The following is a 14,435-nucleotide window of genomic DNA, read 5'->3' as shown; positions in this document are numbered from 1 at the left end:
GCGCTACTCCATGCCGAGCTTTTTCAGTTTGTAGCGCAGCGCCCGGAAGGTAATGCCCAACTGCGCGGCGGTGCGGGTCTTGTTCCAGCGGTTTTCTTCCAGTGCCTTCTGGATCGCGGTGCGCTCCATCTGTTCGATGTAGGAGGGCAGGGCGCCGCTGCCGGTGGGCAGGTCGATCACGGCCTCTTGCTGCGTGGTGGCCGCGGCACTGCTGGCGCCAAAGCGCGGCGCGTGCTGCGGCAGGCGCAGGTCACTGGCACCGATGCGGTCTTCCTCGGCCAACGCAAGTGCGCGCTCCAGGATGTTCTCCAGTTCGCGCACATTGCCGGGGAAGTGGTACTGGGCCAGCGCTTCCAGGGCCGAGGGCGCCAGCAGCGGGGTCGGGCGGCCGTGGGTACGGGCGAGCCGGGCCAGGATCGAGGCGGCCAGCGCGGGCAGGTCGCTGCGGCGCTCGCGCAGCGGCGGCACGCGCAGTTCGATCACATTGATGCGGTAGTACAGGTCGTGGCGGAAGCGGCCATCTTCGACCAGCTCGCCCAGGTCCTTGTGGGTGGCCGAGAGGATGCGCACGTCCACCGGTACCTCGGTGGCGGCGCCGACCGGGCGGATGGATTTTTCCTGGATGGCGCGCAGCAGCTTGACCTGCATCTGCAGGGGCAGCTCGGCCACTTCATCCAGGAACAGGGTGCCGCCATGCGCCGCTTGGAACAGGCCGGGCTTGTCGGCATGCGCGCCGCTGAAGCTGCCCTTCTTGTGCCCGAAGAACTCGCTCTCCATCAGTTCGGACGGAATCGCGCCGCAGTTGACCGGCACGAAGGCGCCGGGCGCGCGGGCGCTCTGGGCATGGATGGTGCGGGCCACCAGCTCCTTGCCGACGCCGGATTCGCCGAGGATGTAGACCGGGGCCTGGCTGCGCGCGACCTTGCCGATGGTGGCGCGCAACACGTCCATCGAAGGGGAATCACCCAGCAGGCGCGCGGCCTGCTCGGGGGCGAGCGGCGCGGGGGCGGCACGTTCGGTGTTGTTGAGTTCCAGTGCGTGCTTGACCAGGCCGCGCAGCACGGAGATGTCCACCGGCTTGCTGACGAAATCGAACGCGCCGGCCTTCAGCGCTTCCACTGCCAGGTCCATGCTGCCGAACGCGGTGATCATCGCCACCGGCGTGCGCGGGAAGTGCTGCGCGATCTCGGTGACCAGCTCGATGCCGTTGCCGTCGGGCAACCGCATGTCGGTGATGCACAGGTCGTAGGGATTGCTGGCCAGCAGCTCACGGGCTTCGGCGAGGTTGGCCGCGGTGCTGATGCGCAGGCCCATCCGGCCCAAGGTCAGTACCAGCAGTTCGCGGATGTCGCGTTCGTCGTCGACGACGAGGGCGCTGCGGGTGTCATTCATAAGGAAGGAAGATAGCCGAGGGCGGTCGTTGGCGACAAATGTTTGACGGTGGCAGCCGGGTGTGCACGCGCCTCATCCGTGCATCATCGTGTGCGGGCCGGCCAGGATCAGCCGGAAGCAGGCGCCGCCGGCCGGCACCGAGACGTACTCCAGCCGGGCCTGGTTGGCGCGGCACAGCTCGCGGGCGATATACAGCCCCAGCCCGGTGCCGTGCTCGGAGGTGGTGAAGAACGGGCGGAACAGCTGGCTGGCCACGGTCTCGGGAATGCCCGGGCCGCGGTCCATCACATCGATGATGGCGATGCGGTCCTGGCGCGCCACGCGCAGCCGCACGCGCGCCGGCTCCTCGGCCACGCGGCCGTACTTGAGCGCGTTGTGGACCAGCACGGTCAGGATCTGGTGCAGGTGGCGCGGGTCCACCAGCGCATGCACCGAGGTCTCGCTGATGATCGGCTCCACGCTGTCGGTCTCCAGCGACAGGCCCTGCTTGTACTCCAGCACGAAGCGGCGCACGAAGGCGGCCAGGTCCACGTTCTCCGGGTTGGCGCGCTCGCGCCGGGCCAGGCCCAGGACGCTCTCCACGATGCCGTTGGTGCGCTGGCACTGCTGGCCGATGATCTGCAGCAGGCGGCGGTCGGTATCGCCGATGTCGGCCGATTCTTCCAGCAGCTGGGCCGCGTAGTTGATGGCCGCGAGCGGGTTGCGGATCTCATGGGCCAGGCTGGCCGAGAAGCGGCCCATCGCCGAGAGGGTCAGCGATTCGGCGCGGCGCGAGACCACGGTGGAGTCGTCCAGGAACACCAGGGTGAGGTCGCTGCCGGCCAGCAGGCGGGCGAAGCGCGGCTGCACCTCGGGCTGGTCAGGCGAGAGCTGCAGGGGCAGTTCTTCGTTGGTCCAGCCGTTGCGCCAGCGTTGCAGGCGGCGGCTCAGTTCGGGCGCGGCGCTGCCCAGCTCCAGGCGGCCGCTGCCACTGTTGCCGTCGGCATCGCCCAGCAGGGTGGAGGCCGCTTCGTTGGCCAGCGTGATGCGGTTGGCGCCATCCACGACGATCACGCCGGTGCGCATGCGGCGGATGATCAGCTCATTGATCTGGAACAGGTTGGCCACTTCGTCGCCGCGCTGGTTGGCCAGCTGCTGGTTCATGCGGGCGCGGTTGCCGACCTGGTAACTGATGAAGGCGATGGCCAGGTAGCTGGTGACGAACATGGCCAGCTCGGCCAGGGTGCGGGTGGGATCGCCGCCTTCGAGCAGCTTCCACATGTATTCGCCAGCGGTGGCGACGCTGGCTGCAGCGGCCAGGCCCAGCCCCATGCTCAGCGGCAGCAGCGTGGCCGCGGCGGCGATGTTGAACAGCAGCGACATCGAGATGCCCGCGCTGGCACCGGGCAGGGCATGCGCCAGCAGGGTGGCGGCGATGATGTCGGCGGCCACGCTCCACACCACGATGGTGCGCAGCCAGCGCTCGTTGCGGCCGAACAGCAGCACCAGCACGGCCACGACCAGATAGCCACTGGCCACGATGGTGGCCAGCGTGGGGTGGTCAGCGGCGCCGACCAGTCCGCTCAACGGGCTGAACAGCAGGGCGCCGATGACGGTGGCCATCAGCAGGCGGTACAGCGCGAAGAAATACAGCTCGCGCCGCGGAATCGATTCGATGCGGTCGATCAATGAAGCACTGGGTGACACGCCGGAACTCCCCTTCTGGCACCGGGCCAGTGTAGGGGGTCCGGCCCGGTTTGGGGGCGGCGGGCCGGGGCCAGGCGCGTGAAGGCCGGGCCGGGCGAGCGGGTGGACGGCCTGCGCGGCGACGCCCCGCGCGGGCCGGCCGGCTGTTTCCGGCGCCGCCTGCAACTGCCTGAAATTGCGCTGGAAACGGCCCGGCGCGGGTGTCTTGGGACTGACTTCTTTGCGCGCGCGCGCCGGGTCGTCCACAATAGTGGGCCCGCCGCGGTCCTTACCGGCGCCCCCGTGAGGGAGCCTTGGAGATGCGTGCGGTCGTTCCTATTCCCACGGTGACGCATGAATTTCCACGAATACCAGTCAAAACAGCTGCTTGCCGAGTACGGCATTCCCGTTCCGGCCGGCAAGGTCGCGGCGACCCCGGACGAAGCAGTTGACGCTGCCAACGCTCTGGGCCAGGGCCCCTGGATGGTCAAGGCGCAGATCCACGCTGGCGGCCGCGGCAAGGCTGGCGGCGTCAAGTTCTGCAAGACCACCGACGACGTGAAGGCCGCTGCGGCCAAGATGCTCGGCACCAAGATGGCCACCTATCAGACCGCTGGCGTTGAACTGCCGGTCAACCTGGTGCTGGTGACCACCGCCGGTGAGATCGTCAAGGAACTGTACCTGTCGGTGCTGGTTGACCGTGGCACCAAGACCATCACCTACATCGCCTCTTCGGAAGGCGGCGTGGAGATCGAGCAGGTCGCCGCTGAAACCCCCGAGCTGATCCACTCGCTCAACGTTGATTTCGTTGAAGGCGTGCAGGGTTACCACGGCCGTGATTTCGGCTTCAAGCTGGGCCTGACCGCCAAGCAGGCCGGCCAGTTCGCCAGCATCATGGTGAACCTGTACCGCCTGTTCAACGAAAAGGACCTGGCCCTGGTTGAAATCAACCCGCTGGCCATCCTGGACGACGGCAACCTGTACGCGCTGGACGGCAAGTTCGACAGCGACGACAACGCCGCGTTCCGTCAGAAGGCTCTGGTTGCCATGCGCGACAAGACCCAGGAAGACGAAACCGAAGTGACCGCTTCGGAGCTGGACATCAACTACGTCACCATGGACGGCAACATCGGCTGCATGGTCAACGGCGCCGGCCTGGCCATGGCCACCATGGACGTCATCAAGCTCAACGGCGGCGAGCCGGCGAACTTCCTGGACGTGGGCGGCGGTGCGAACAAGCAGCGCGTCATCGAAGCGTTCAAGCTGATCCTGTCCTCGGACAAGGTCGAAGGCATCTTCGTCAACATCTTCGGCGGCATCGTCCGCTGCGACATGATTGCCGAAGGCATCATCGCCGCGGTCAAGGAAGTGGGCGTCAAGGTTCCGGTCGTGGTGCGCCTGGAAGGCACCAACGTGGAAGAAGGCAAGCAGCTGCTGCGTGACAGCGGCATGGCCATCATCCCGGCCGACAACATCAACGACGGTGCCAAGAAGGTCGTCGAAGCTGTCAAGAACGCTGCCTGATATTCCACGGCATCGGACCGTCGGCAGAATCCTGATGTGCCCCCTTGAGTCAAGGGGGCTGGCGCGTCGCGAAGCGACGTGACGGGGGTTCTGGTGGCATGCGGCGGGCATTGACCGAAGGTCGATGCCGATGCGTCCGGAGCCGGTTCAACAAAATTACGAAGGACTCAACGAAATGTCCGTTTTGATTAACAAGAACACCAAGGTGATCGTGCAGGGCTTCACCGGCCAGCAGGGCACCTTCCACGCCACTCAGATGATCGAGTACGGCACCCAGGTTGTTGGCGGCGTGACCCCCGGCAAGGGCGGCACCACCCACATCGATCTGCCGGTCTTCAACACCGTTGCCGACGCCGTGCAGAGCACCGGCGCCAACGCTTCGGTCATCTACGTGCCGCCGCCGTACGCGGCTGACGCGATCCTGGAAGCGGCCGCTGCCGGCATCCAGGTCATCGTGTGCATCACCGAAGGCATCCCGGTGCTGGACATGCTGCGCGTCAAGAACGTGCTGACCCGTGCCCATCCGGACACCGTGCTGGTCGGCCCGAACTGCCCCGGCGTGATCACCCCGGGCGAGTGCAAGATCGGCATCATGCCGGGCCACATCCACATGCCGGGCAAGATCGGCATCGTGTCGCGTTCGGGCACCCTGACCTATGAAGCGGTCAAGCAGACCACCGAAGTCGGCCTGGGTCAGTCCACCTGCATCGGCATCGGTGGTGACCCGATCAACGGCCTGAACTTCGTCGACTGCCTGAAGCTGTTCAACGAAGATCCGCAGACCCTGGGCATCATCATGGTCGGCGAAATCGGCGGCGACGCTGAAGAAGCCGGTGCCGAGTACATCAAGAACCACGTGAAGAAGCCGGTCGTCGGTTTCATCGCGGGCGCCTCGGCTCCGGCCGGCAAGCGCATGGGCCACGCCGGTGCGATCGCATCGGGCGGCAAGGGCACCGCCGAAGGCAAGTTCGCCGCCATGGAAGCTGCCGGTGTTGTCACCGTCCGCTCGCCGGGCGACCTGGGCGCTGCCATCGCCAAGCTGGTGAAATAAGACCGCGGCCGCGCAGCGGCCACGCGTCTGTAGAGCCGGCCGCTGGCCGGCTGCTCGAGACAGAAAGGCCGCCTCCGGGCGGCCTTTCTGCGTTTCAGGCGATACCCGGAGCGGTAGGTCCCGGCCGCTGGCCGGCTCCTCATCGTGCTGCCGCCGAATGCGTGGTTGCCGGCCAGCGGCCGGCACTACAATGAGCGTATTGCAACCACAGGCTGGACCCCCATGACGTCGCTCCGCATTGCCCTGGCGCAGTTCGATTTTCCGGTTGGCGCAGTGGCGCAGAACACGGACAACATCATCGCGATGATCGCCGAGGCGCGCGATGAGTACGGTGCCGAGCTGGTGGTGTTCCCGGAGCTGGCGATCAGCGGCTATCCGCCGGAGGATCTGCTGCTGCGCCCGGGCTTCCTGTACGACTGCCAGCAGGCGCTGGAGCGCATCGCGGCGGCCACCACCGGCATCGCTGCGGTGGTCGGTTGGCCACAGGCCGCCGGTGCGGTGGTCTACAACGCGGCCAGCGTGCTGCGCGATGGCAAGGTCGAACACACCTACCGCAAGCGCGAGCTGCCCAACTACGCGGTGTTCGATGAGCGCCGCTACTTCGATGTCGATCCGGACGGCGGCAGCTGCGTGTTCGAGCTGAAGGGCGTTCCGGTGGGCGTACTGGTCTGCGAGGACCTGTGGTTTGCCGAACCGCTGGCCGATACGGTCCGTGCCGGTGCGCAGCTGGTGATCGTGCCCAATGCCTCTCCGTACGAGCGTGGCAAGCATGCCCAGCGCGATGCGCTGCTGGCCGAGCGTACCCGTGAGAGCGGGGCGGCGATTGCCTACCTCAATGTGGTGGGTGGCCAGGACGCGCTGGTGTTTGATGGTGCCTCGGTCGTCGCTGACGGGGATGGCACGGTGCACCCGGCCGCCGCGGCCTTTACCGACCAGTGGCTGGTGGTGGATTACGACGCCGATGCGCGCCGCTTCCTGCCGCGCGAGTGGATGGACGACGGCGACGAGAGCATGGATGCGCTGGCCTGGCGCGCCGTGACCCGCGGCATCCAGGATTACTGCCGCAAGAACGGCTTCAAAAAGGTCTGGCTCGGCCTGTCCGGCGGCATCGATTCGGCCCTGGTGCTGGCGATGGCGGTGGACGCGCTGGGCGCGGCCAACGTCACCGCGGTGCGGCTGCCGTCGCGCTACACGGCGGACATGTCCAACGATCTGGCGGCCGAGCAGTGCCGCGCGCTGGGCGTGAAACTGGAAGCCGTCTCGATCGAGCCGGTGTTCGAGGGCCTGATGGCCGCGCTGGGCCCGATGTTCGAGGGGCAGGCGGCCGATGTGACCGAAGAGAACCTGCAGTCGCGCAGCCGTGGCGTGATCCTGATGGCGCTGTCCAACAAGTTCGGCGGGCTGCTGCTGACCACCGGCAACAAGAGCGAGTACGCGGTGGGCTACGCCACCATCTACGGCGACATGTGCGGCGGCTACGCCCCGCTCAAGGACCTGTACAAGACGGAGGTGTTCGGCCTCTCCAAGTGGCGCAATACCGTGGGCGGTGCCCCGGTGATCCCGCCGGCGGTGATTTCCCGCCCGCCCTCGGCCGAGCTGCGCGCCAACCAGACCGACCAGGACTCGCTGCCGGCCTACGACGTGCTGGACGGCATCCTGTACCGCTATGTGGACCAGGAGCAGTCGCGCGAGGAAATCGTAGCCGCCGGGTACGCCGCCGAGGTGGTGGACCGTGTGCTGCGCCTGGTGCGCACCAGCGAGTGGAAGCGCCACCAGGCCGCCCCGGGCCCGAAGGTCTCGCGCCGGGCGTTCGGGCGGGAGCGCCGGTACCCGATCAGCAATGGGTACAAGGGGTAGGCGTCGGGCGCTGCCGTAATGAAAAAGGCCCCTTTCGGGGCCTTTTTTATTACTTGCGGTTCATTGTGGCGTTGCGTTCACCGGTACTGGCGGACTTCTCGCCGGCAAACGGGTTCAGCTTGCGCACCATCCACGGGTACTTCGGCCACTTGCCCTGCAGCCACGGGTGGTCGGGCTGGTTCAGCTCGAGCACGCGGCGGGCATCGTCGGCCAGGGTCTTGTTGCCCAGGTGGGTGTAGGCCTCGCCCAGGGCGGCCACGGCGTCGTACTGGAACGCGCTCTGCGGGTAGTTCTCCAGCAGGAAGTTGGCGCGGCCAGCGGCCGAGACGTACGCCTCGCGGCGCAGGTAGTACAGGGCGTTGTCCAGCTCGTACTGGGCGAACACGTCGCGCAGGGCGATCATCCGCTGGCGCGCATCGGCGGCGTAGCGGCTGTTGGGGTAGCGCTCGGTGACGATGGTGAAGTCGGCATAGGCCTGGCGCGGGCTCGACAGGTCACGGCGGCTCGGGTCCAGCGACCAGACGCGGCGCAGGAAGACCGTGTCGCGATTGCCATTGGCCAGGCCGCGCAGGTAGTACATGTAGGCGATGTTGCGGTGGGTCGGGTAGGTACGGATGAAGCGGTCCACGCTGGACACCGCGTCATCGTGCTTGCCGGCCTTGTACTGCGCGTAGGCGCTTTCGATCATGGCCTGTTCGGTGTACGGGCCATACGGGTATTGGGCTACCAGACGGCGGAAGCTGGCTTCGGCACCGCTCCAGTTCCCCCCTTCCATGAGCTTGTGGCTCTTCTCATAGAGGCTTTCGACCGGCAGACCTTCATCCGGATTCTTGCCCTTGGTACCGCGGTGGCAACCGGTGGCAACGAAGAGCAGCACCAGCATCAGGGCGGCGAGGCGGACGGGCGCGGACAGCATAACGGAGCGTCGGATCATGGGGTCAGGGCGGGACGCGGCTGGAATACGAAGGGTCGATGATAGCCTAGTGGCCTGTCCCGCGACTGAAACTGGTCGCCCGGACCCCAAAATTGTCCCTATTGCGGTGTGCCCCCATGTCCGATACCCCTGCTGATTCCGATTCCCCCCGCCAGGCCATCGTGCCCGATACCGCCGCCGGCCGGCGTTTCGACGCGGTCCTGGCCGAGCTGTTCCCCGAGTTCTCCCGGTCCAAGCTGACCGAGTGGATCAAGTCCGGCGACGTCCTGCTGGACGGCGACACCGTGCGCGGCCGCGACCCGGTGCGCGGCGGCGAGGTGGCCAGCCTGCATGTCGTGCTCGACACCCAGACCCACGCCGAGCCGGAGGACATCCCGCTGGAGGTCCTGTACGAAGACGAGCATGTGTTCGTGATCAACAAGCCGGTCGGCCTGGTGGTCCACCCCGGCGCGGGCAACCCGACCGGCACCCTGGTCAACGCGCTGCTGTTCCGCGATCCCTCGCTGTCGGTGCTGCCGCGTGCGGGCATCGTGCACCGCCTGGACAAGGACACCAGCGGCGTGATGGTCATCGCCCGCACGATCCAGGCGCAGACCGCGCTGGTCGAGCAGCTCTCCGCGCGTGAAGTGCATCGCCAGTACCTGGCCGTGGTGGTCGGTGCGCTGGTCTCCGGCGGCACCGCCACCGCCGGTATCGACCGCCACCCGCGCGACCGCATCCGCATGGCCGTGCGCGAAGACGGCAAGGAAGCGATCACCCATTACCGCCTGCGCGAGCGTTTCCGCGCGCACACCGCGCTGGAATGCCGCCTGGAAACCGGCCGTACCCACCAGATCCGCGTGCACATGGCGCACCTGCGTCATCCGATCATCGGCGATCAGCTGTATGGCGGTGCGCTGAAGCTGCCCAAGGGCGCCAGCGAGGAACTCGTGGCCGAACTGCGCGGCTTCAAGCGGCAGGCGCTGCACGCTGAAACGCTGGAGTTCGTGCACCCGATCACCGGCGAGAAGATCACCAACAGCGCACCGCCGCCGGCCGACATGCAGGCCCTGCTGCACGCCCTGCGCGAAGACAGCAAGCGCTTCGCCGAGCAGGAACGCAACCGCCGCTGATGGACGCCACCGTGCCCGTGCTCCCAGCCGACTGGCAGGCCCCGAGCGGGGTCCATGCGCTGACCACCCTGCGCTTCGGCGCGGGCGGTTCGGTGGCCCCGTTCGACCAGTTCAACATGGGCAACCGGTACGCCGCCGACGGCGATGACCCGGCGCAGGTGCAGCGCAACCGCGATCTGCTCGTGCCCGGGCTGGGCCTGCCCTCGGCGCCGCACTGGCTGCGTCAGGTGCATGGCACCGGCGTGCGTCGCTTCACCGCGCCGCCGACGGCCGTTGGCGTCGAGGCCGAACCTACCGCCGATGCGGCGGTGACCTCGGTTCCGGGCGTGGTGCTGGCCATCCTCACCGCTGACTGCCTGCCGGTGGTCTTTGCCGCCCGCGATGGCGGTGAGATCGGGGCGGCCCATGCCGGCTGGCGTGGGCTGGCCGACGGCATGCTGGAGGCCACCGTGGCCGCCATGCAGACCCCGGCCGCGCAGCTGCAGGCATGGCTGGGCCCGGCGGCCGGGCCGGCGCTGTATGAGATCGGCGAGGATGTGTTCGAGGCCTTCGTCGAGCGCGACGAGGGCGCCGCGGCGGCCTTCGTGGCGACCCGGCCGGGGCACTGGAAGGTGGACCTGTACGCGCTGGCCCGCCGGCGCCTGCAGTCCGCAGGCCTGGACGCGGCAAATATCAGTGGTGGGCAGTACTGCACCCTGGCCGACCCGCAGCGGTTCTACTCGCACCGGCGCGACCGCCGCACCGGGCGCATGGCGACCCTGGCATGGATCGCGCCCTGACCGTTTGAACGGTAGCAGCGAGCCGGCCAGCGGCCGGCACTACCGCATGCGCTCCCCGTAGCCTGGCTGCATCACGCCCGCCATCACCAGTAGTGCCGGCCGTTGGCCGGCATCACCCTTCCAATGCCTGCAGATACGTCCGCCGCCAATGATTGATGTCGTACGTGCGCAGGTGCTCCATCATCGCCTGCCAGCGCTCCACGCGCTTCTTCAGCGGCATCGTCGCTGCGGTGGCGATCGCATCGGCGACGCCATCCAGGTCATGCGGATTGACCAGCAGCGCTTGCTTCAATTCATCGGCGGCACCGGCCAGCAGTGACAGCACCAGCACGCCCGGGTTTTCCGGGTCCTGCGAGGCCACGTATTCCTTGGCGACCAGGTTCATACCGTCGCGCAGCGGCGTCACCAGTCCCACCGCCGCCGCCCGGTAGAAACCGGTCAGGGTGGCGTGGGTGAAGTTCTGATTGACGTAGCGAAGCGGGGTCCAATCCGGCGCAGCATGACCGCCGTTGATGTGGCCGGCGATCTGTTCCAGCTGGCTGCGCAGGTGACGGTACTCGGTGACATCCCCGCGCGAGACCGGGGCGATCTGCAGGTAGGTCAGCGAGCCGTGCTGGTCCGGATGGCGCTCCAGATACCGTTCGAACCCCTGGAAACGCTCGGGCAGTCCCTTGGAGTAGTCCAGCCGGTCCACGCCGATCGCCAGCTGACGATTGCGCAGGCTGCCGCGCAGGTCCTTGACCGCCGGCTTGTTCGCACCGGCCTTGGCCTGGCGCGCGATGAACTCGGTATCGATGCCGATCGGGAAGGCGGCCGCGCGGAAGCGTCGGCCACCGGGTGCTTCCAGCTGGCCATCGGGCAACACGCGGCCGCCACCGAACAGGCGCACGTAGGATTGGAAGCGATCCGCATCGCGCTGGGTCTGGAAGCCGACCAGGTCGTACGCGTACAGGCTGGAGAACAGCCGCAGGTGATCCGGCAGCGCCTGCAGCAGATCGGCCGAAGGCATCGGCACGTGCAGGAAGAAACCGATCCGGCAGCCGATGCCACGCTCGCGCAGCAGCGAGGCCAGCGGGATCAGGTGATAGTCGTGGATCCAGACAATGTCGTCCTCGCGCAGCAGCGGCGCGAGCTTCTCGGCGAACAGTGCGTTGACGCGACGATAGGTTTCGCGCGTGGCGCGATCGTAGTCGACCAGGTCCAGCCGGAAGTGCAGCAGCGGCCACAACGTGCGGTTGGCGAAGCCGTTGTAGTAACCATCGACGTCGCGTTTATTGAGGTCCATGGTGACGTAGCGGATGTCACCGTCCACCTGCTCGTGCAGCGTGCCGCTGTTGTCGCGGGTGGATTTGCCGCTCCAGCCGAACCACAGCCCGCCACGCTCCTTGAGCGCGGCCAGCAGGCCGACCGCCAGGCCGCCGGCGCGGGATTCACCGGGAACGGCGACCCGGTTGGAGACGACGACCAGGCGGCTCATGAGGCCTCCTGCCAGCTGCGCGACAGGCGCATGGCGGCGGTGATCAGGCCGACGTGCGAATAGGTCTGCGGGAAGTTGCCCCACGCTTCGCCATTGTCGAACGCCAGATCCTCCGAGAGCAGGCCCAGATGGTTGCGGCGCTCCAGCAGCGTCTCGAACATCTCGCGCGCTTCGTCCAGTCGCCCGATCGCGGCCAGGGCGTCGATGTACCAGAAGGTGCAGATGGTGAAGCTGGTTTCCGGCTCACCGAAATCATCCGGTGCGACGTAGCGATACAGCGCGTTGCCGTGCTTGAGGTCGCGGCCGATCGCCTCGACCGTGGCGACGAAGCGCGCATCGGTGGCCTCGATGAAGCCGATATCGGCCAGCAGCAGCAATGACGCATCCAGGCGGTGGCCGCCGAAGGTATCGGTGAAGTGGCCGAGTTCCTCGCTCCATGCCTCGCGCAGGATGCGCGCGTGGATGGTGTCCGCGCGCTCGCGCCAGTAAGTGGCGCGGTCATCGAGTTTCAGGCGCACTGCGATCTTGCACAGGCGGTCGCACGCGGCCCAGCACATCGCGCTGGTGTAGGTGTGCACTTCGGTGCGGCCGCGGAACTCCCACAGCCCGGCATCGGGTACGTCGTGCAGGGTGAAGGCCTGCTCGCCGAGCGGCTCCAGCCGCGCGAAGGTATGCGCATCGCCCGGGTCCTGCAGGCGGCGATCGAAGAAGAGCTGGGTAGAGGCGAGCACCACGCTGCCGTACACATCGTGCTGGCGCTGCACCCAGGCCAGGTTGCCGCGCCGCACCGGGCCCATGCCGCGGTAGCCGGACAGCGACGCCACTTCGGTTTCCTCCAGCTTGGCTTCGAAGCTGATGCCATACAGCGGCTGCAGGCTGCCATCGGCGGTGGCCAGGTTGAAGATGTAGCCCAGGAACTGCTCCATCGTGCGGGTCGCGCCGAGGCGGTTGAGCGTACGCACCACGAAGGCGGCATCGCGCAGCCAGCAATAGCGGTAATCCCAGTTGCGGATGCTGCCGGGGGCTTCGGGAATGGAGGTGGTCATCGCGGCGATGATCGCGCCGCTGTCTTCGTACTGGCAGAGTTTGAGCGTGATCGCGCTGCGGATCACCGCGTCCTGCCATTCCAGCGGGATGGAGAGATAGCGCACCCATTCGCGCCAGTAGTCGCGCGTGCGCTGGAAGGATTCCTGCACGTAGCCACTGAGCGAACGGTTGAGCGATTCGTCCACCCCGAGCACCAGGTGCACCGGGTGGTTGAGCACGAACGGCAGGCCATCGCGGACGAAACGCAGCGGCACATCGGTGGTCAGGCGCAGCACATGGTCGGGAAGCACCCAACGGATATGGTTGCTGCCCCACGTGGCATCCGGGACGCGGGCGCCCCAGTCGGCCAGCGGGCGCGCGCGCACGATGATGCGCGGGTTGCCGGACAGCGGCCGCACCTGGCGGATCAGGCTGACCGGCCGGTAGAAACGGTCGTTCTGGCGCCAGCGCGGCGCGAAATCGATGATTTCCAGCGCGCCGCCATGCTTGTCGCGCAGTACCGTGCGCAGGATGGCGGTATTTGTCAGGTAGCTCTGCTCGCTGTCGACCATGTCCTCCAGCTCGATGCCGAAGTCACCGCCGTCCTGTTGATTGGGGCCGAGCAGGGCGCAGAAGGTCGGGTCGCCGTCGAAGGTCGGCAGGCAACTCCAGACGACGCGCGCGTGCTTGTCGATCAGCGCGCCGAAGCTGCCATTGCCGACCACGCCCAGATTCAGATCGGGTTCGCTCATGATGCAGAAAGTCTCGTGTCATGCCGCGGTGGCACACCGGTGGGGGAGACCTGCGCGCGGCGTCAGGGGGCCTTGGGGTTCAAGGCATCAGTAGGCATTCTCGCGAAGCCAGGCGTGCACGCTGCGTATGGTGGGCAGGGCGAACACCGCATCGCTGGGCTCGCGTTCACCGACCAGCACGCTCCAGCCATGCAGGTCGTTGGCGGCGCCGAAGCCAAATTCATCGGTTAAGTCATCGCCGACGAACACCGGCATGCGGTCGCGGAACGGCGGCTGCAGCATCAACTGCCGCATCGCGCGCCCCTTGTCGCTGCCTTCCGGCAGGAATTCGATGACATGGTCGCCGGGCTGCAGCCGGTAGCCGGCATGGCCGCGGATATGCCGCTCGGCGAAGGCGCGCACGTCATTGGCGGCGTGCGGTGCCCCGCGCCAGTGCAGGGCCAGGCTGCGACCCTTGTCCTCGACCAGGACGCCGGGCGTGCCGTGCGCGAACCGCATCGCCTGCTGGTGCAAGGCATGCAGCCATTCGCTGGTATCGGCGGACGGATCGCTGCTCTGCGCGTGCTGTTCATGGTTGCGCAGCTCATGGCCGTGCAACCCGGCGGCGGGCAGGTTCAAGGGAGCGAACAGCGCGTCCAGCTGGGCGAGCGGTCGCCCGCTGATCAGGGCGACCGCGCCATCCAGCCGGTCGCTGATGCGGCCGATGGCTTCACGCACATCCGGCAGCAGGACGACCGACTCGGGGTCGTCCGCGAATTCGATAAGGGTGCCATCCACGTCCAGGAACAGCGCACAGGCATCGTCCAGCAGTGGCGGCGGCGGACGTTGGGGGAAGTCGTTGGCCATAGCGGCCAACATGCCAGCGT

The 14,435-nt window shown here is 67.4% G+C and carries 11 protein-coding genes; 5 read left to right on the top strand and 6 right to left on the bottom strand.

From position 1 onward, the window contains the following. Positions 1-3: 3 nt before the first annotated feature. A complete protein-coding gene (locus ACWV8V_RS18180; RefSeq protein WP_259259366.1) occupies positions 4-1,392 on the bottom strand; it encodes a sigma-54-dependent transcriptional regulator in 1,389 nt (462 codons plus the stop codon). Positions 1,393-1,464: 72 nt separating this feature from the next. Then, positions 1,465-3,078 carry a sensor histidine kinase gene (locus ACWV8V_RS18175; protein ID WP_455900393.1) on the bottom strand — a complete coding sequence of 538 codons (1,614 nt, stop codon included), beginning with the start codon at positions 3,076-3,078 and terminating at the stop codon, positions 1,465-1,467. 333 nt (positions 3,079-3,411) lie between these two features. Between ACWV8V_RS18175 and sucC the strand changes: the two genes are divergently transcribed. From sucC to ACWV8V_RS18160, 3 genes are all read left to right on the top strand, one after another. Then, positions 3,412-4,581 carry an ADP-forming succinate--CoA ligase subunit beta gene (gene sucC / locus ACWV8V_RS18170; protein ID WP_166923844.1) on the top strand — a complete coding sequence of 390 codons (1,170 nt, stop codon included), beginning with the start codon at positions 3,412-3,414 and terminating at the stop codon, positions 4,579-4,581. A gap of 175 nt (positions 4,582-4,756) precedes the next feature. Further along, positions 4,757-5,632, top strand: coding sequence for a succinate--CoA ligase subunit alpha (gene sucD / locus ACWV8V_RS18165; RefSeq protein WP_137190155.1), 876 nt, complete (start codon positions 4,757-4,759; stop codon positions 5,630-5,632). A gap of 222 nt (positions 5,633-5,854) precedes the next feature. Beyond that, positions 5,855-7,489 (top strand): NAD+ synthase, encoded by a 1,635-nt coding sequence (locus ACWV8V_RS18160; protein WP_259259372.1) that lies wholly within the window; start codon positions 5,855-5,857, stop codon positions 7,487-7,489. A 49-nt stretch (positions 7,490-7,538) separates the two neighbouring features. Here the strand turns inward: ACWV8V_RS18160 and ACWV8V_RS18155 are convergent, their stop codons facing one another. Beyond that, positions 7,539-8,423: an outer membrane protein assembly factor BamD gene (locus ACWV8V_RS18155; protein ID WP_259259374.1), complete on the bottom strand. Its 885-nt coding sequence runs from the start codon at positions 8,421-8,423 to the stop codon at positions 7,539-7,541. A gap of 116 nt (positions 8,424-8,539) precedes the next feature. On the opposite strand from ACWV8V_RS18155, the gene rluD reads away from it, so the two are divergent. After that, entirely contained in the window at positions 8,540-9,535 is a 996-nt protein-coding gene (gene rluD / locus ACWV8V_RS18150) for a 23S rRNA pseudouridine(1911/1915/1917) synthase RluD (protein WP_123730367.1), read from the top strand. Further along, positions 9,535-10,314 carry a peptidoglycan editing factor PgeF gene (gene pgeF, locus ACWV8V_RS18145; protein ID WP_455900392.1) on the top strand — a complete coding sequence of 260 codons (780 nt, stop codon included), beginning with the start codon at positions 9,535-9,537 and terminating at the stop codon, positions 10,312-10,314. The genes rluD and pgeF overlap by 1 nt, the downstream gene beginning before the upstream one ends. Positions 10,315-10,426: 112 nt before the next feature. On the opposite strand, the gene otsA is transcribed toward pgeF, so the two are convergent. From otsA to otsB, 3 genes are all read right to left on the bottom strand, one after another. Continuing rightward, on the bottom strand, positions 10,427-11,791 hold the full coding sequence (gene otsA, locus ACWV8V_RS18140; protein ID WP_259259378.1) for an alpha,alpha-trehalose-phosphate synthase (UDP-forming): 1,365 nt from the start codon (positions 11,789-11,791) through the stop codon (positions 10,427-10,429). Beyond that, entirely contained in the window at positions 11,788-13,569 is a 1,782-nt protein-coding gene (locus ACWV8V_RS18135; protein WP_259259379.1) for a glycoside hydrolase family 15 protein, read from the bottom strand. Before ACWV8V_RS18135 ends, otsA begins: the two co-directional genes overlap by 4 nt. A gap of 87 nt (positions 13,570-13,656) precedes the next feature. Then, the gene (otsB, locus tag ACWV8V_RS18130; protein WP_455900391.1) at positions 13,657-14,415 is read right to left on the bottom strand and encodes a trehalose-phosphatase; all 759 of its coding nucleotides are present in this window, start codon (positions 14,413-14,415) and stop codon (positions 13,657-13,659) included. Positions 14,416-14,435 lie beyond the last annotated feature (20 nt).

Source organism: Stenotrophomonas sp. Ker107b (assembly GCF_053847245.1).
The sequence above is the reverse complement of the archived record's forward strand: the minus strand, read 5'-3'. Positions and strand labels throughout refer to the sequence as shown.